Below are 17137 nucleotides of genomic sequence, written 5' to 3' on the forward strand. Positions count from 1 at the left end.
ACGGCAGCTTATAAAAAAACAGACCGCCAATATGCAGTCTGTTTTTTTATTACAAGAAGAGCGTCGTTACTTAAAGTGCGTTTTCGATAACTTCCCGAATGGTTTTCGCACGATCCTGCACCTGATTCTCTGCATTGATAATTGGCGAGTGGTTAATCGTTAACACACCATCGCTGTATGAGGCACATTTATCGGAGTTATGAATATCGCCATCATTTTCAATAACTATTTTTTTCAGATCGGCCTGGACGGCTTCCTGGCAAAAATCATCGGCGCACAATTCTTTAAGTGCAATAATTACTGGCTCAAAATAAATCAAAGGCCAGGTTTGATCATACAAGTGTGAGTAACCATCAATGGTAATGGTGTCCCACTTAATTTCAATTTCGAACTCGAACTTAGCAGCTTCGAAGATCTGAGCCTTCAATGAATCCAAACGATCCTGTTCGAAATCACGTGCTGCTTTTTTTTCCTTAAGTCCCATTGTCATTCCTTAAATTCTGACAGGCTAATTAACATAAAAAGATCCGCCTCCCAGCGAATCTTTTTCATTGACCTGCAGAACCAGCATCACCGTTTCTGCAGATGGTCGTTAATCAAGCCGCATTTCGATGCCCGCCGCAGCCATATGCTGCTTGGCTTGCTGCACTGTGTATTCGCCAAAGTGGAAAATACTGGCGGCCAGCACCGCATCGGCATGTCCGATCTTCACGCCATCCACCAGATGGTCGAGGTTGCCCACACCACCTGAGGCGATCACCGGTATATTAACAGAATCAACAATAGCACGAGTAACACCGAGGTCGAAACCCGATTTCACGCCATCACGGTCCATAGACGTCAGCAGGATTTCACCAGCACCGAATTCCGCCATTTTTACTGCCCACTCTACCGCATTAATACCGGTCGCCTTGCGGCCACCGTGGGTAAAGATTTCCCAGTGATTATCGCCGACCTGCTTGGCGTCAATCGCAACGACAATACACTGCGCACCAAATTTATCTGACGCCGCTTTAACAAACTCCGGGTTGTATACCGCGGCAGAGTTAATCGACACCTTATCAGCGCCAGCATTCAGCATACGGCGGATATCGTCCAGCTCGCGGATACCACCACCAACGGTCAGCGGAATAAATACCTGTTCGGCGATGGCTTCTACCATATGCACCGTGGTGTCACGACCTTCGTGACTGGCGGTAATATCGAGGAAGGTAATTTCGTCGGCGCCCTGGTCGTTATAACGCTTGGCGATTTCCACCGGGTCACCGGCATCGCGGATACCAACAAAGTTCACGCCTTTAACAACACGTCCTTTATCAACATCCAGACAAGGAATAATACGTTTGGCGAGCGCCATATCAGGCTCCTGTTAACTCGTCAGCCAGCGTCTGAGCTTCGGCGACGTCCAGCGTGCCTTCGTAAATCGCACGGCCGGTAATGGCACCCAGAATGCCCTGACTGGCCACTTTGGACAGCGCACGGATATCTTCGATATTGGTGACGCCACCGGAGGCGATCACCGGGATACCACCCTCAACCGCCAGCTGCAGCGTGGCTTCGACGTTAACGCCCTGCATCATGCCGTCACGGGCAATATCGGTATAAACGATGGAGGTTACACCGTCGTTTTTGAACTGCTTGGCCAGATCGACGGCTTTAACATCAGACACTTCCGCCCAGCCATCCGTCGCCACAAAGCCATCCTGCGCATCCAGACCGACAATGACGGTGCCCGGGAATGCCTTACAGGCTTCTTTAACAAATTCCGGTTCTTTAACCGCCTTGGTACCGATAATCACATAGCTGACGCCAGCCTTAATGTAATGCTCGATGGTTTCCAGCGTGCGGATACCGCCACCGATCTGAATCGGCAGGCCAGGAAACGCTTTGGCGATTGCCGTCACCGCTTCACCGTTAACCGGAGTACCGGCGAATGCACCGTTCAGATCCACCAGGTGCAGGCGGCGACAGCCGGCATCGACCCAGCGCTTGGCCATAGAAACCGGATCATCACCAAAGACGGTAGAATCTTCCATACGGCCCTGACGCAAACGCACACACTGACCATCTTTTAAATCAATCGCAGGAATTACCAGCATTGTTTTACCTTACATTCTGAATTTGGAATCAGGCCTGACCATCCCAGGCGAGGAAGTTTTTCAGTAACGCCAGACCGGCGTTGTGACTTTTTTCCGGGTGAAACTGCACCGCAAAGACGTTGTCTTCGCCCATGGCTGCCGCAAAGTCGACGCCGTAATGGCCACGGCCTTTCACCTGGGCAGCATTAGCCGCCTGCACATAATAGGAATGCACAAAGTAGAAACGGCTGTTATCGGCGATACCGGCCCACAGCGGGTGCGCAACCTGCTCAACACGGTTCCAGCCCATATGCGGGACTTTCAGTTGTTCGCCGTTTTCCACCAGATCATTGCCGAAGAATTTTACTTCGCCGGGAAATAATCCCATGCAATCGACACCTCCGTTTTCTTCGCTGCGTTCCATCATGGCCTGCAGGCCCACACAGATGCCCAGCAGTGGTTTGCTTTTACGCACTTCGGCAACCACCTGATCGATTCCCTGACGGCGGATTTCTGCCATACAGTCACGGATAGCACCGACACCGGGCAATACCACGTGATCGGCTTTGCGGATCACGTCGGCATCGCTGGTGACCACCACTTTGGTATCCGGCGCCACAGTCTGCAGCGCGCCATGGGCGGAGTGCAGATTGCCCATGCCGTAATCGATCACTGCACAGAGTTTACTGCTCATTCATTTATCCCTTGTGCTTACAGGCAACCTTTAGTGGACGGCATAACACCGGCCATGCGTGGATCCAGCTCCAGCGCCATACGCAGTGCGCGGCCGAAGGCTTTGAAAATGGTTTCGGCCTGATGGTGGGCGTTAAAGCCTTTCAGGTTATCGATATGCAGAGTCACACCGGCGTGGTTAACAAAACCCTGGAAGAACTCCCAGAACAGCTGAGTATCCAGCTTGCCGATGCTGGCGCGGGTGAATTCTACCTTCATATCCAGACCGGGACGGCCGGAGAAGTCGACAACCACACGCGACAACGCCTCATCCAGCGGCACGTAGGAATGGCCATAACGGACGATGCCTTTTTTATCACCGACGGCCTTGGCGAATGCCTGACCGAGGGTAATACCGATGTCTTCCACGCTGTGGTGATCGTCGATGTGGTTATCACCTTTACAGGTGATATCGAGGTCGATCAGACCATGGCGGGCAATCTGATCCATCATATGTTCCAGAAAAGGTACGCCGGTATCAAAGCGGGCTTTACCGGTGCCGTCCAGGTTGATGGTGACGCTGATCTGGGTCTCCAGCGTATTACGCTCGACCGTTGCGCTGCGGGCCATGGGCTTGCTCCAACTCTCGCAAAAAGGAAAAGAAAGCATTATAAAGCAAAGCGCTTAAGAAAATAGGCCGGGACAAGGCGGCGGGACAAATTCCCGGCAATATTCCGCTCCGGCCTGCTATCCCGCCATCCTATGGAGCCATGCTGTGCCCGTTAAATTGGAACATATCCAGTCACCGGCCGATGCCGACTGGAACGATCTCGACAAAATTCATCAGGAAACCGCAACCAACGGCCTGCTTTCTGACCGCACCGCACTGGAGCAACACCTGCAGAGTGGTGGCTGGATTATGGCCGGACGTTTTAACGACCGTATTATCGGCGTGATTCTGGCAAACGAAAGCAACGAGGGAGTACTTCTGCAACAGGCGGCGGTACGCACCATCACCCAGCGCCGTGGCGTGATGCACCAGTTACTGCATTTTATTCAGCAGTGGGCGACCGGCGAAGGTAAAACACTCCGTGTTGAAGCCTGCCCGGACGACCTTACTGCTGCTCTGCAGCACCGCGGATTCACGCTGAAAGATAACTTATGGACATACAATCCAGACAAATAACCCATCATCGTTGCATGGATGCAACAAAAAATTCATAAACCGCCACCTTTTCATCTCCGGCGCCGATAGCCATACTGGTCAAACTGTAAGTCTCCTGACGGATAACCAATATGCGAATCGCCATCCAGACATTATCAACCTTTGCGGTTTTTTTAGCCGCATTGCTTGCCTGCTCCGGTGTTGCAGCCAATGAGACTGGTACGACAGCCGTTACGGCTGAAGTTGCACCGCGCGATGTAGTTGCTTCAGCAACGCTGGGCATCATTAACGAGCTGAACAAACTGCAGCCGGAACAGCGCACCGAAGAGGAAGTCCGCCGCCTGGTGCAGACCTATATCGTGCCCGCTATTGATCAGGAAAAAATCGCCATGGGCGCACTGGGCAAGTACTGGCGCCGCGCCAACCCGGAGCAGCGTCAGGCCTTTATTGACCGCTTCCGTGAGCTGCAGATCCGCACCTACAGTGGTGCCTTTAAAGCCTTTAATGGCGAACAGTTCGAATTTGATGAAGCACGCTTTAATGACAGCGGCGATAAAGCACTGGTTAAAGGCACCCTGAAACAGAACAATGGCAACACGATTCCTGTGGACTTTCGCCTGTACCGCGATAAAGACAGCCAGGAATGGCGTATCTACGATGCCGTCATTGCTGGCCTGGGTATGGTGAAAACCTACCGCGAGCAACTGAGCGAGCGTCTGCAAAATATCAGCATGAATGAACTGCTGGCGGAACTTTCTGCACAGGACGCCAACTAAGTTACAGCAAGTCTCTCTTTCTTGTTTTTTTCCTCCCCTATTACTGGCCCTTGCGGCCAGTTTTTTTATGCCTGCGTTTCGCCAGACAATGGTAATCCTCACACTCCTTACCTAAGCTGAAGAAGGTGCCGTACGCAGGCGGACATACTCGGCAAAGCCCGCCTCCGCCGCGAAGGAATCTCTTCCGCAATCCGGCACAGCAGTTTATTGTCTGTCTCCGGCCGCCAGAATCATGCAGATGCCTCTGTCGCGGCCACTCAACAGGATTGTTGGCAGGTATTCAGCCTGGGGCATATTGCCAGCAGCAGGGAATCGGAGAGTGTTGTGCAGCAGGGTCGCATGAGCAGTTTTATTCAACGGGAGAATCGTATCCATCCGATGATTTGCACACAGGGTTATCCCGGGCATGCGCAGGAGAGTGAGCTGTGATCCGCTCTCTCAGCGCACAGTCGCTGCGCCGTAAGCTGGTTATCATCGCTCTGATTACCACAGGCCTGACCCTGCTGGTTTCAAACCTCGCCTTTATTTCTCTCGAATACTATCTGAGCCGCCAGGACACCCAGAAAAAACTGACCGTACTGGGTGAAGTTATTGCCAACCGTGCTACCGCCGCCCTGACCTTCAGCGACTTCGCCTTACTGCGCACCAATCTGAATACCCTGCGCGCCGATAGCAGTGTTGTGCGTGGCTGTATCTATGCCGAAAGCCAGGCGCTGGCAGCGTCTTATCATCCGGAAGACGGCGCAACACAGTGCCCGGAAATCCTGCAGGGCCTGCAAAATAATCAGCACAGTAATTTCGCCCAGTTTTTCCCCATTCTGCTGGACAACAACCCCATAGGTACTCTCTATATAGAGATCAGCCACAAAGACCTGCTGCAACGAATTAATCAGTTTCTGATTTTTTCACTGCTGATTCTCGCAGCAGCGGTTTTGCTGGCAATTTTCCTGGCGACCAAGCTGCAGGACGTCGTCGCCAGGCCCATGAAAGACCTGGGCAATACCCTGCGCCATATTATGCTCAACAAGGACTACTCCATCCGCGCAGCCAAAGAAAATAACGATGAACTGGGCGATCTGGTCGATCTGTTCAACGGTCTGCTGCTGACTATTGAAGACGAAAACGCCTCGCTGAAAACCAGCGAAGAACGCTTCCGCAAACTCACCGCCCTCTCGCCCGTTGGTATTTTTCAGGTCGATGGCAAGCAGCGTTTGCAATATGTGAATCAGCGCTGGCGCGATATTCATGGCATTCCCGATGAATTACCCAGCCTGCAGGACTGGTTTGCCCGTATTCACCCGGATGATCTCAGCACCACCCAGCAAGCCTGGAACCGGCTGATCTGCGAACAGGAAAGTATCGCGCTGGAATTGCGCCTGGTACGCCGCGATCACAGCCATACCTGGATTCAGTTACTGGCCAGTGCGCTGCACGACCGTCATGGCGAGTTATTGGGTTATTTAGGGGCTATTTCAGATATTTCCGAGCTGAAAGCCGCCCAGATTCAGATGGAAAACCTCGCCTTTTACGACCCGCTGACCGGCCTTGCAAACCGCCGCCTGTTTAAAAATCGTCTGGAAAAAGCCGTTAAAAGCGTACTGCGTTCCGGCTCTTCGATGGCGCTGATGTTCCTCGATATGGATCAGTTCAAACGCATCAACGACACCCTGGGTCACGATGCCGGCGATATTCTGCTGAAAGAAGTTTCCAACCGCTTAAGCGCTACCGTGCGCGAAAATGACACCGTATCGCGCATCGGCGGTGACGAATTCACCATCCTGCTGACCGATGTTCATCACACCTCCGACGTATTGGTGGTCGCCGAAAAACTGCTGCTGGCACTGGCCAAGCCCATCCGCATCAAAGGTCAGGACATCGTCACCACTGTCAGTATCGGTATTACCCTGACGCCGGACGATTCCACTGACGTTAACACCCTGATGAAAAATGCCGACCTGGCCATGTACCGCGCCAAAGAGCTTGGACGCAACAACTTCCAGTTTTTCTCCGAGGATATGAACCAGTCGATTCTCGAACACCTGTCACTGGAAAAAGAAATCAACGAAGCCATTAACCGCGAACAATTCAGCCTGGTATTCCAGCCTAAAATCAGCCTGTTCGATTACAGCGTCACCGGTGTCGAAACCCTGATCCGCTGGCAGCACCCGGACAAAGGCATGATTACTCCCGACCGCTTTATTCCCGTTGCCGAAGAAACCGGACAAATTATTGAAATCGGCAGCTGGGTACTGGAACAAAGCTGCCGTCAGATCAGCTCACTGATCCGCAGCAATGTACTGCCCAATACCGCCAAGGTTGCGGTTAACCTCTCGGCCCGTCAGTTTACCGACCCGAGCCTGCTGGCCCGTATTAACAGTGTGATCGAAATCAGCCAGATCCCGCCCCACTGTCTGGAGCTGGAAATTACCGAAAGCACGCTGATGGAAGACGTAGAAAGCGCGATCCAGATCATGCAGGAAATCAAAAAAATCGGTGTTGCCATCGCCATCGATGACTTCGGTACCGGCTACTCATCTCTGGCCTATATCAAACGCTTCCCGATTGACGTACTGAAGGTCGACCGCTCCTTTGTTATGGATATCCCGGACGACAAGAACGATATGGCAATCACCGCCGCGGTAATCGCCATGGCGCATAAACTGAGTATGACGGTGGTAGCTGAAGGCGTTGAAACCCAGGAGCAGCTGCACTTTTTACGGCAGAACAACTGCGATGAGGGCCAGGGCTATCTGTTCAGCCGGCCACTGTCTCTTGGCCAGCTGCATCAGTTCCTCAATGAAAATGAGCGCATGCGTCAGCAGGGCAACCATATCAGCCTGCTGCAATAAGCCCTCGTTCCACAACGCTGAAATACCTATACTGGCGCCCAAATCTTAATCATCTGTATTTATGACGCGCTCATTTTCTTTCGCCGATGCCGTGCTCGGCTGGTATCACAAACACGGCCGCAAAGACCTGCCCTGGCAGCAACAGATTAATCCTTACCGGGTCTGGGTTTCCGAAATCATGCTGCAGCAAACCCAGGTCAGCACAGTGATTCCCTATTTTGAACGCTTTATGCAGCGTTTCCCCGATGTGCAGGCGCTGGCCGCCGCGACTCAGGACGAAGTTCTGCACCTGTGGACCGGCCTCGGTTACTACGCCCGCGGACGCAACCTGCACGCCTGCGCTCAGGCCGTGGTGCGCGACTTTAACGGCGAGTTTCCGCGCAGCGTCGAAGCCTTAAGCGAACTGCCGGGCATCGGCCGCTCCACCGCTGCCGCCATCGCCTCCATCAGCATGAATATCAATGCGCCGATTCTCGACGGCAACGTCAAACGCGTTCTGACCCGCTTCTTCGCGATTGAAGGCTGGCCCGGCGAAACCAAAGTACAGAATCAGCTGTGGACACTGGCGGAAGAACTGACACCGCAGCACAGCTCACGCGAATACACCCAGGCAATGATGGATCTGGGCGCCACTCTCTGCACACGCAGCAAACCCGCCTGTGGTATCTGCCCGCTGCAGCCACAATGTGAGGGCTTACAAACCGGTAAGCCGACACAGTTCCCGAACAGCAAACCGAAAAAAGAAAAACCGGAAAAGCACAGCCTGCTGCTGATGATTCAGAACCCGGCTGGCGAATATCTGCTGCTGCAGCGCCCGCAGAAAGGTATCTGGGGTGGCTTATGGAGCTTTCCGGAGGCGCAGGACATACAGCAGGCCCGGCAGCTGCTGCAGGAACAGCTCAATCATCACAGCGGGGATGATGAAGAACAGTGGCTGACGCCTTTCCGCCACACATTCAGCCACTATCACCTGCATATTCAGCCGATACTCATCCGTCTGCCGCACAGCCATCTCGCCGTAGGCGAAACTGGCGACCAGCAGCAACACTGGTACAATCCCTGCAACCCCAGCACGCTGGGCCTGGCAGCACCGGTAAAAATGCTGCTGCAAAGCATGGCCGGCACCAGCGCTGAATCCGGCATACCGTCCGAGGAATTGTTATGACCCGCACCGTTTTCTGCAAAAAGTACCAACAGGAACTTGAAGGCCTGAGCAGCCAGCCCTTCCCCGGCCCGAAAGGCGAAGAGATCTTCCAGCATGTTTCCCGTAAAGCCTGGGACGAGTGGACTGTGCACCAGACCCGCCTGATTAACGAGAAACACCTCAATATGATGGACATGCAGGCGCGCAAATATCTGACCGAACAACGGGACAAATTCTTCAGCGGCGACGAGTTCGACAAGGCCGAAGGCTATGTTCCTGAAAATAAAGATAAATAAACCGATTGCGAGGGGTTGACACTCCCTCTGCCAACGGGTTTAATACGCGCCACTTGACGAACACAACGTTGTTCAACAAGACGCCCAGATAGCTCAGTCGGTAGAGCAGGGGATTGAAAATCCCCGTGTCGGTGGTTCGATTCCGCCTCTGGGCACCACACTTTCTAAGAGCCTCGCTAATGCGGGGCTTTTTTATGTCCACCCTTCAGGCTGTCACACATATGGTACACATTTGTGACACACTATCTGATCCGGCGTGGCTCTATCTACTATTTCAACCGTCGCTTGCACGGTAATCTTATCCGCCTATCCCTGAAACTAACTGATAGAAAACAGGCACAAGAACACGCCCTCCTTATATACATACATCTGAATCGTTGCGTCCGGCAAAAAATGAAACCAAAGCAAATAGAAAAAGAAGCTCAAAAGCTGGCTAAAGAACTGTACGAGGACTGGCTGCTGAAATTTGAGGCACTAGATATACCTGAACGGGAGCGGCTCTCGTATCTGGATTCGATGCTACAGAGCGACGATGGCGGCTATTCCGACCTGTGCGATCTTGTCTACGACGGAAAACTGGATAATGAAGCCCTGCGAGACGCAAAGGCTGATCTGCTATACGTGGATATGAAGCGTGCATACGTTCGGAAGTACCGCAACCCACGATTACAACTGGAGTCCGACACTGCCAGCGTCTCGGCTCCCGCCACGTCTGCCAAGGTGATTCTGATAGGGGATGCTCTGGAAGAATTCCTGCAAGAGAAGCAAGCCAAAGACCCTAACGTCAAGGCTGCGACTCTGGACGAATACAGGGCAGCCGTTCGAGACTTCTGCGAAATCACTGAGATTCAGACGGTATCTGAAGTTACTCACGACTCAGCCAAACACTTCCGAAATACGCTGAAGGAACTGCCCAAGCAGCACAGGGCCAAAAGCCAATATAAAAGCATGTCGATAGCCGACCTACAGAGCCTGAATCTGCCAGATAGCCAGAAGCCTTCACCCAAGACCATTAATGGCAAGCTGGCCAACCTGTCATCGCTGTTCGACTATCTGATTCAGACAGATGCGGCATCTAAGAATCCATTTACAGGGCTGCAGCTTAGAGCCGAAACCAACAGCTATGAAGCATTCACCAGTGCAGATCTGAAGACCATTTTCAGTTCAGCCATCTACAGCGATCCGAAGTACAGACGCAGTACCCGGACAGGTACACAGTCTCATTGGTGGTTAATGGTGCTGGCAGCATTTACCGGCGCCCGGATTGGTGAACTGGTACAGCTCCGTACACAAGACATCAACGAAACCGCTGACATCCCAACGCTGACAATCACGGATGACGGCGAGGATATGTCAGTAAAGACTAATGCTGGTATTCGTACTTTGCCTATACATGCGGCACTGGTAGAGCTGGGGTTCCTTGACTACGTTGAGCGCTTGAAAAAAGCAGGAATTAACCGGATTCTTCCTCAGATTAAAATGGGAACGAAAAAACCCGGCGAGGTTGCATCTAAATGGTTCAATGAGCGCTACCGCGAGCGATGCTTCCCTCAATTCAAAGAGGATAAGAAAGTATTTCACTCATTCCGGCACGCTTTCATCAGTCAGTCACTGCGCTGTGACATGGATATTCACAAGCTACAACAGATGGTTGGGCACGAGCCTAAATACCTGAACGAAACCGCAACCTATTCAGACGGCTTCTCTATTCAACAGCTAAAAACTGAAATGGATAAATTCCGGTACGATGACTTCAGTATCACTGACATCAAGGAAAGCTGGCGCGAGCTGCACGCACCAGTGACAAGCAGCAATACTTGAGTGCTTTCACTGAAACGGGCACCAGACAACGGTAGAGCCTAGAGACGATCCCCGCCTCTAGGCTCAAGTACAAAGCCTTACCTACCGATACCATTCCCAGGCTTCGGTACGCGCTCCTTCACCCAAGTAGATGGAGGGCGTTTGTCGGCTTCTTCTTTCTTAATAAAATGACCATTATCAGCATCTCTGTAGCGGTCAACCGTTTTTCTGTTTTTCGAAGTCATTGAATTACTCACTTTAAGAATTAAAATTAGATCAATGATGGGCCGACAGCTTAACGGCCCATCCGGTCACTTACACCGTACTAAAAAGCACCATGCTTCGCGGCCATACGCGTGCGCGTCGAGGTAACGGTCTGAGTTTTTGACACGGCGATACCGGCAAAATACCCAACGAAAACCTTTCGGCGCTTCCTTATGTACAGACATAGGAAACTCCTAATAAGAAGGAACCGCCGACTCTGGGGGGTGAGCGAAACAATAAGTATCAATCCTGATACAATTACAGTATTGCGCTCCCAAGAAGAGATGCTAAAGTGAGTGTGCGAATACCCTTTAGGTCTCTCTTGTTTTACAGCTGCGGCGGATTAAGCTGCAATTTTGTTGTATATTCTAGATAGATCCTGTAGGATGCCCCTCCCTATTCATTTGGGGTAGGGGCTTTATTGTCCCTACCAAATCGGCAGTATATTACATGCAAAGCTGACATTCAATATGTTGGCGAGAGGCTTGCTTTATCTAAAACAGATAAAAAAGTCTTTAGATTCAAGAGCCTTAAGCGCTGAACACAAGATAATGCGGTCATCTACTGAATTCAACCCCAAGATATAGTGGGTTAAGTAGATAAGCTGTGGATAAACTGCGTATAACTACTCACTCAACCCCTAAACATTGTTTACAGACAAAAAAGTCATAATAGACCTTTCTGTAATCAATAATAAATCTAAGAAGAGCGCCCAATTTAGACGCTCCACACAGACTTTAATTCATGTCTGACAAATCTTTGCCCTCCTCCATCGCTCGTTCAGCCAAGTAAGCAGCCAGTGCCACCAGCACAACGCTGGCAATCCGCATTGCTATGTTCATTTCAGTTCCTCATAGGTATCCACGTTCAGCAAAGGACACTGAGCACTGATCACCTATTACCAGATGATCCAGTACCCGGATGTCCACCAGCCCCAGAGCCTGAACCAGACGATCCGTAATCGCCCGGTCAGCCTGCGAGGGTTCAGCTACACCTGAAGGATGGTTATGAGCCAGAATCACAGCCGCTGCATTGAGCCTCAGTGCCTCCTTCAGAACCTCTCGTGGGTATACAGCCGCAGAGTCAATAGTCCCTCTGAACATCTCCCTATACTCGATCAGGCGATGCTGACTATCTAGGAACAGCACGGCGAAGACCTCATGCTCATAGTGAGCTAATCGGTCTGTCAAATAGCGACGGCTTGTATGAGGGGAAGTGAACGAGTCACCCCGCTTGTAGCGTTCTGCCAGCAGCCGAGCAGCTACCTCCAGAACTTCGCGGGCGGTCATTGGTTGGGTTGTTACATAGTCCATAAGCACTCCTCATGTGTATCCAGAGTGCTTATAACAACGATGATCAGCCTTATTGATCGTCTGCTATGACTGGGGAACTACTCACCAATTCCAGAATTCTGGATGGCTCCGTTTCCAGCGCTCCTGCCAGTCTGAACAGGCTGACAACTGTCAGATTCCGTTTCCCCCTCTCGACCTCGGATATATATGTCGGATGCAGCCCTGAGCGGGCAGATAGCTCTTCCTGAGTAATATCCAACAATAAGCGTTGTCTGCGGACATTCCTTCCTATTGCGAGTAGTAGCTCTCTGTCTGTCATTGTTCGGACCATTGCGTGCAGTTGTGCAATGTTCCCGGCCTATCCCATCTTCCTCCACAGGCCATGAGTGAGTATTATTCACTTATAAGTGAATAATGTTCTATTCTTAGTAAAAAGGAAGCGCTATGAAGTACCTAACTGCTCTCTTAATGAGCCTCTGCCTGACTGGCTGCCTGAAGGAAGACCCCAACACTCTGGTTCACCTAGCTCTTACTGCTGTCGATTCTGAGCAGTATCAGAAGGCAGAACAGCTTCTCAGGGAGGCAACCGAACAGGACTACCTGCCTGCTTACAACGTACTGTTCAACTTAAAGACTAGGGGGCTGATTACCGCCAACGACGAGGACTCTGCACTCTGGCTAGCCAAGAGTGCTGAACACGGCAACAGACGCAGTACATACACGATGGCTCAACAAGCTAAGGCTGCGAATAAGCATGATGAGTACATCATGTGGCTGGATAAGTCAGCGTATGCCGGCAATACATTCGCTCAGAATGAGCTGGGCCTGTTCTATATGAACGAGGGGAACAATCCAGAAGAAGGCCTCCATCTGCTCTGGCTATCGCTGGATATACCCTATGACCTGACGCCTTCAGAAGTATTCACGTCCTTCCTCCACCTGTATGAGACGGGCGATTCCGCTATGCGCCTGACCGCATTTTATGCAGTGGGACAGCTTCTACAGAGCGACGAGGTGAAGTTCAGCTTCAGAGACGACCAGCTATTCATAACCCAAGCCGGTACAGAGTATGAGATTCCACAATTCAAGCGTTTCGCTGAATTCGCTCAGAAGGGGGACTTCCGATCCAGCCTGATTCATGAGATGGCCTATATCAAGGCATCCAATGACATTCCCGTCAGTCGATTCCTAGGCACAGGCAAAGATGTCCGCACCCTGAGACAAATTGCGGTGTTCTTCATGTACGAAATGAAGAACAACCCTCCTATGGGCGATGAGCCCTCTGAAGCCAGACGAGATACCTTCGTTAGCATCAACACCAACTTCATTAAATACATGAATAAGCACTGCGCCGATGGCTATATCAAGTGCCCGATTATTAGCGAATACGTGTCAGGACTCTTACCAAGGACGTAACTATGAACCTGAAGCTCAATACCGCAATGCTGATTCTTATGCCTGTTATTCTGACACTGGGAAAATATGGCCTGTCCCTGACGAACGGCACCCTGCCACATTTACCGATGTCATCACTGGCCATTCTCATTCCAGTCCTAATGGCTGGTGGAGCGGCATGGCTCATCAGCCGCTCGCCAGCCTTCGCTATCGCATGGGCGATGGCTACCCTGCCGCTTTCCGTTGCCGTGAACTCCCGACTGATTGCCATGAAGACCGGCCCACAATGGATGCAAGGCCTAGCCAAAGCAGAGGGAATGCAGTTCTTCAATACTTTCCTAAGTAATCTGGGCTGGGTCGCTATTATCGTGACCGTCATTGTACTGCTGGTGTTCCGAGAAGATGTGAAGGCCACACTGCAGAACAAGCTGATACTGATCGCCACTATCGTTGCATTGGCTCTGCTGGCTCTGGAGCATCATTGGATATTCGTATTCATGATGACCGCTCCTCTCTTCACTTCGTATCGCTCGTGGGGCAGCGTTCTGCCCTATCTGGCTCTGGTAGCCTTGGGAAGCTCGCTCATGTTCAAAGGCAATAGCCTGTTTGCCATTGGCGTTGTGCTCTTCCCTGCGTCCCTTGGCATAGCCTGGCTTATTCACTGGCTGAAGAAGCCGACTGAAGCCACCGCCTGATCCTCCCTCTAAGCGGGCGCTCTCTGCCCGCTATGCTCATACTCCCTATCGACCTATTCATTTTAATTCTTTTTTGTTTTTTTCAGTTCAGTTCTGTGCGCTCACCTTAAAATAATTACAGGAAGCTATTAAGGAATAAACACATTGAAAACCAACCGTATTACACGAGTCAGGAAGGCTCAAATTATCGCCCTCAGAGATGAGGGATACACCCACCAATACATTGCCGAGAAGGTCGGATGTCATCGCAACACCGTCGGCACGGTACTCAGAGACGCGAGAATTAAATGAGGACAGCATGTACCTGAAATTGAAGGGAGGGACATATACGTCCCTGCTCACAGAAGCCAATGCACACGGAATGTCGTTGGCCGCATATATCAACCGCTTACTAGAAATAAAATTAATCCAACAAGGATGTACTGATGGAACTGCACGAATTGAACGAGCTGGCCATGACGGCCAGAGCCAACGAATGGGCTGACCAAGAACACGCAAACGGCTGGTGCTGGTACACCGGAGAAGAGCGCATAGCCCCGTATCTCTGGAACCCCAGAACCGGCACCCGGAATACCGTTGAGGCAATGTTGCTGAAGGCACACCAACTGGGTATAGAAAAAACGAAGGCGTATGACGCTCTCCGCCGAGAACTACAAACTGTCGATGGCGTCCGTTTCGCTCCGGGAATGCCACAATTTTTAGAAGAAAATGGCTGCGTATTCCTGAATACCTTCCGAAGCATGGAGGACGCCGTATCTGATATATATGGAGAAGTTGAGGAAATCGAAGTCGAACCATTCATGGAATTCATTAATCGCCTAACCATGAATGATCACGATAGAGAGTGGCTGCTGTGCTGGATGGCCCACATGATCCAGAAGCCACAGGAAAGGCCGAGTGTGCACCCTCTGTTTCGAAGCCAGCACGGCATAGGCAAGAACGTGCTCGTGGAGCATGTCCTGAACCGGCTGCTGGCAGGCCATACCAGCACCAACAGCCTACGTCAGATCAACAGCGAGCACAGTGAGAGTGTGGCGAACAACCTGCTGGTATTCGTCGATGAGAGCAAGGCAAAAGGGCTGAATGTCTATCTACAGCTGAAAAGCATTCTGGCATCGAAGTTCGCCACAATCAGTCCGAAGTACGTCAGAGAGTATCAACAGCAGATATACGCACGCTTCATGTTCGCGGATAACACTGAGGGGCGAGCCTTCACTATCGAGCAGGATGACCGCCGCATCTACGTTATGGAGTATGTAATTCATGAACTGGACAAGCAGGAGACTCAGGAATTCATCCGCGACTTCCTCGCGTGGTGGCCACACGGATGGGCAGATGTGTACTGTTATCTTAAACAGTACGACATCTCAGCGTGGAACCCTTTTGATTGCCCAATGACGCCAGCCAAGCGTGACTACTTGGATATGTGTACAGACCAATTGGAGAACCTGATTGCTAAATATCAGGCCGACACCCAACGCATGACAATTACTGAACATAGCTGGAACAGCTTCATCAATACACAAGGCTTCTCATATGAAGAAAGTGAGAATTACCGGTGGACGAAGCTGCATCTCAACAGGGAGCTATCCTTCCGGCGAAAACTGGAGGATGTTGGCTTCAGAGAAAAGAATGCGTCAAAAAGGATTAATGGCCGCCAGCGGCGGAAGAAGGCGTGGATTCTGACTAGTCACGGACAGCCCAGCGAATATGACCTGATTGAACGAGAGGACTCCCGCATCCTGAGGGAAAGTGAGGAAGCCATTCCCGAGGATGCGCTACCAGAAAGTCAGATCTACACGGTGTAACCATCTATTAGGAAGGGAGGCCGCAACCCCGATCACCCCTATCACAGAAAAGGGCCGGAGATATTGCCAATCCGGCCTTTGGAAAAATGACTGAGGATCGTGGGCAACACCTATCACTCACTGGATCAAACCCATATCAAGGGGTATCACTTTCCTCTTAGGGCCGCGTTATAAGTACAACGGTAAGCACCCTGCCTACCGTCATTCTTTGAACCATGCCCTAGTGGGAGACTTCTCCCGACCTGAAATTATCTCCCAATAGAGTCCATTCCAGGCTTTTGAGAGACATCTCCCACTGGGCCTAGAGTCTATTGGGAGGCCATTATGGCAATCATCGGTTACGCCCGCGTATCAACCACCGGACAATCACTCACCGCTCAGCTCGAAGCACTGTCATCCTGCGACAAGGTATTTCAGGAGAAGGTCAGCGGCAGTAAGACAGACCGGCCTGAGCTGGTCGCGGCACTGGACTATATGAGGGACGGAGACGAGTTCATCGTCACTAAGCTGGATCGACTGGCGCGCAACACCAGTCACCTGCTGGAGATCGTCGATAAACTGAATGCGAAGGGTATCACCCTGAAGATCCTGAATATCGGCATTGATACCGGTACACCAACCGGCAAGCTGATGCTCACCATGATCGGAGCCATCGCCACCTTCGAGCGGGAAATGATGCTGGAACGTCAGGCTGAAGGTATCGCTCAGGCCAAAGCGAAGGGACTATATAAAGGAAGAAAGCCGACAGCTCAGGCAAAGAAGACTGAACTATTGGAACTGATTGCAGGCGGCATGAGCAAGCGCCAAGCCGCCTTAGATGAATTAGTTCAGACCTGATCTGACCCTTCTGATTGAAAAGAAGAGAGTTTCCCGTTTTGATAATGGGGTCGAATCAATATCTCA

18 protein-coding genes and 1 tRNA gene are annotated in these 17137 nt (G+C 51.5%); 12 read left to right on the top strand and 7 right to left on the bottom strand.

From position 1 onward, the window contains the following. Nucleotides 1–70: 70 nt before the first annotated feature. The 5 genes from B3P58_RS18830 to hisB all read right to left on the bottom strand — a co-directional run bounded on the left by B3P58_RS18830 (nt 71) and on the right by hisB (nt 3380). Complete coding sequence (locus B3P58_RS18830) at nt 71–484, bottom strand: hypothetical protein (RefSeq protein ID WP_145470723.1); 414 nt, start codon at nt 482–484, stop codon at nt 71–73. A gap of 108 nt (nt 485–592) precedes the next feature. Then, the gene (hisF, locus tag B3P58_RS18835) at nt 593–1357 is read right to left on the bottom strand and encodes an imidazole glycerol phosphate synthase subunit HisF (protein ID WP_145470721.1); all 765 of its coding nucleotides are present in this window, start codon (nt 1355–1357) and stop codon (nt 593–595) included. A gap of 1 nt (nt 1358) precedes the next feature. Next, nucleotides 1359–2099 carry a 1-(5-phosphoribosyl)-5-[(5-phosphoribosylamino)methylideneamino]imidazole-4-carboxamide isomerase gene (gene hisA / locus B3P58_RS18840; RefSeq protein ID WP_145470719.1) on the bottom strand — a complete coding sequence of 247 codons (741 nt, stop codon included), beginning with the start codon at nt 2097–2099 and terminating at the stop codon, nt 1359–1361. Between the two features lie 28 nt (nt 2100–2127). Beyond that, on the bottom strand, nt 2128–2772 hold the full coding sequence (gene hisH, locus B3P58_RS18845; RefSeq protein ID WP_286719731.1) for an imidazole glycerol phosphate synthase subunit HisH: 645 nt from the start codon (nt 2770–2772) through the stop codon (nt 2128–2130). A gap of 17 nt (nt 2773–2789) precedes the next feature. Then, on the bottom strand, nt 2790–3380 hold the full coding sequence (hisB, locus tag B3P58_RS18850; RefSeq protein WP_145470716.1) for an imidazoleglycerol-phosphate dehydratase HisB: 591 nt from the start codon (nt 3378–3380) through the stop codon (nt 2790–2792). Nucleotides 3381–3525: 145 nt separating this feature from the next. Between hisB and B3P58_RS18855 the strand changes: the two genes are divergently transcribed. The 7 genes from B3P58_RS18855 (at nt 3526) to B3P58_RS18885 (ending at nt 10801) form a co-directional block, all read left to right on the top strand. Next, a complete protein-coding gene (locus B3P58_RS18855; protein ID WP_225692394.1) occupies nt 3526–3936 on the top strand; it encodes an acetyl-CoA sensor PanZ family protein in 411 nt (136 codons plus the stop codon). Nucleotides 3937–4046: 110 nt separating this feature from the next. Next, a complete protein-coding gene (locus B3P58_RS18860) occupies nt 4047–4691 on the top strand; it encodes an MlaC/ttg2D family ABC transporter substrate-binding protein (protein ID WP_145470712.1) in 645 nt (214 codons plus the stop codon). A gap of 425 nt (nt 4692–5116) precedes the next feature. Beyond that, complete coding sequence (locus tag B3P58_RS18865) at nt 5117–7540, top strand: bifunctional diguanylate cyclase/phosphodiesterase (RefSeq protein WP_145470710.1); 2424 nt, start codon at nt 5117–5119, stop codon at nt 7538–7540. Nucleotides 7541–7601: 61 nt separating this feature from the next. Continuing rightward, nucleotides 7602–8705 (top strand): A/G-specific adenine glycosylase, encoded by a 1104-nt coding sequence (mutY, locus tag B3P58_RS18870; protein WP_286719737.1) that lies wholly within the window; start codon nt 7602–7604, stop codon nt 8703–8705. Next, a complete protein-coding gene (locus B3P58_RS18875; protein ID WP_230331207.1) occupies nt 8702–8980 on the top strand; it encodes an oxidative damage protection protein in 279 nt (92 codons plus the stop codon). Before mutY ends, B3P58_RS18875 begins: the two co-directional genes overlap by 4 nt. 82 nt (nt 8981–9062) lie before the next feature. Beyond that, nucleotides 9063–9138, top strand: a tRNA-Phe gene (locus tag B3P58_RS18880). A 76-nt stretch (nt 9139–9214) separates the two neighbouring features. After that, entirely contained in the window at nt 9215–10801 is a 1587-nt protein-coding gene (locus B3P58_RS18885) for a site-specific integrase (protein ID WP_286719741.1), read from the top strand. 1094 nt (nt 10802–11895) lie between these two features. Here the strand turns inward: B3P58_RS18885 and radC are convergent. Both radC and B3P58_RS20815 read right to left on the bottom strand, forming a co-directional pair. After that, nucleotides 11896–12357: a RadC family protein gene (gene radC, locus B3P58_RS18890; protein ID WP_286719744.1), complete on the bottom strand. Its 462-nt coding sequence runs from the start codon at nt 12355–12357 to the stop codon at nt 11896–11898. 49 nt (nt 12358–12406) lie between these two features. After that, the gene (locus B3P58_RS20815) at nt 12407–12667 is read right to left on the bottom strand and encodes a helix-turn-helix domain-containing protein (protein ID WP_414716588.1); all 261 of its coding nucleotides are present in this window, start codon (nt 12665–12667) and stop codon (nt 12407–12409) included. A 113-nt stretch (nt 12668–12780) separates the two neighbouring features. Here B3P58_RS20815 and B3P58_RS18895 point away from each other — a divergent pair, with 113 nt between their 5' ends. From B3P58_RS18895 to B3P58_RS18910, 5 genes are all read left to right on the top strand, one after another. After that, nucleotides 12781–13752 (top strand): tetratricopeptide repeat protein, encoded by a 972-nt coding sequence (locus B3P58_RS18895; protein WP_286719747.1) that lies wholly within the window; start codon nt 12781–12783, stop codon nt 13750–13752. A gap of 2 nt (nt 13753–13754) precedes the next feature. After that, nucleotides 13755–14426, top strand: coding sequence for a hypothetical protein (locus B3P58_RS18900; RefSeq protein WP_260977041.1), 672 nt, complete (start codon nt 13755–13757; stop codon nt 14424–14426). A gap of 144 nt (nt 14427–14570) precedes the next feature. Continuing rightward, nucleotides 14571–14717 (top strand): helix-turn-helix domain-containing protein, encoded by a 147-nt coding sequence (locus tag B3P58_RS20820; RefSeq protein ID WP_414716589.1) that lies wholly within the window; start codon nt 14571–14573, stop codon nt 14715–14717. A gap of 134 nt (nt 14718–14851) precedes the next feature. After that, nucleotides 14852–16234, top strand: coding sequence for a primase-helicase family protein (locus B3P58_RS18905; RefSeq protein WP_260977042.1), 1383 nt, complete (start codon nt 14852–14854; stop codon nt 16232–16234). A gap of 324 nt (nt 16235–16558) precedes the next feature. Next, nucleotides 16559–17071: a recombinase family protein gene (locus tag B3P58_RS18910; protein ID WP_286719750.1), complete on the top strand. Its 513-nt coding sequence runs from the start codon at nt 16559–16561 to the stop codon at nt 17069–17071. The last annotated feature ends 66 nt before the right edge of the window (nt 17072–17137 follow it).

Origin of the sequence: Thalassolituus sp. UBA2009 (assembly GCF_002335285.1) — a bacterium.
GTDB lineage: Bacteria > Pseudomonadota > Gammaproteobacteria > Pseudomonadales > Oceanobacteraceae > Venatoribacter > Venatoribacter alkanivorans.

What these genes read in the sequence shown, in the direction of transcription:
- B3P58_RS18830 (WP_145470723.1), bottom strand. Translation starts at nt 484, where the DNA reads ATGGGACTTAAGGAAAAAAAAGCAGCACGTGATTTCGAACAGGATCGT.
- hisF (WP_145470721.1), bottom strand. Translation starts at nt 1,357, where the DNA reads ATGGCGCTCGCCAAACGTATTATTCCTTGTCTGGATGTTGATAAAGGA.
- hisA (WP_145470719.1), bottom strand. Translation starts at nt 2,099, where the DNA reads ATGCTGGTAATTCCTGCGATTGATTTAAAAGATGGTCAGTGTGTGCGT.
- hisH (WP_286719731.1), bottom strand. Translation starts at nt 2,772, where the DNA reads ATGAGCAGTAAACTCTGTGCAGTGATCGATTACGGCATGGGCAATCTG.
- hisB (WP_145470716.1), bottom strand. Translation starts at nt 3,380, where the DNA reads ATGGCCCGCAGCGCAACGGTCGAGCGTAATACGCTGGAGACCCAGATC.
- B3P58_RS18860 (WP_145470712.1), top strand. Translation starts at nt 4,047, where the DNA reads ATGCGAATCGCCATCCAGACATTATCAACCTTTGCGGTTTTTTTAGCC.
- mutY (WP_286719737.1), top strand. Translation starts at nt 7,602, where the DNA reads ATGACGCGCTCATTTTCTTTCGCCGATGCCGTGCTCGGCTGGTATCAC.
- B3P58_RS18875 (WP_230331207.1), top strand. Translation starts at nt 8,702, where the DNA reads ATGACCCGCACCGTTTTCTGCAAAAAGTACCAACAGGAACTTGAAGGC.
- radC (WP_286719744.1), bottom strand. Translation starts at nt 12,357, where the DNA reads ATGGACTATGTAACAACCCAACCAATGACCGCCCGCGAAGTTCTGGAG.
- B3P58_RS20815 (WP_414716588.1), bottom strand. Translation starts at nt 12,667, where the DNA reads ATGGTCCGAACAATGACAGACAGAGAGCTACTACTCGCAATAGGAAGG.
- B3P58_RS18895 (WP_286719747.1), top strand. Translation starts at nt 12,781, where the DNA reads ATGAAGTACCTAACTGCTCTCTTAATGAGCCTCTGCCTGACTGGCTGC.
- B3P58_RS18900 (WP_260977041.1), top strand. Translation starts at nt 13,755, where the DNA reads ATGAACCTGAAGCTCAATACCGCAATGCTGATTCTTATGCCTGTTATT.
- B3P58_RS18905 (WP_260977042.1), top strand. Translation starts at nt 14,852, where the DNA reads ATGGAACTGCACGAATTGAACGAGCTGGCCATGACGGCCAGAGCCAAC.
- B3P58_RS18910 (WP_286719750.1), top strand. Translation starts at nt 16,559, where the DNA reads ATGGCAATCATCGGTTACGCCCGCGTATCAACCACCGGACAATCACTC.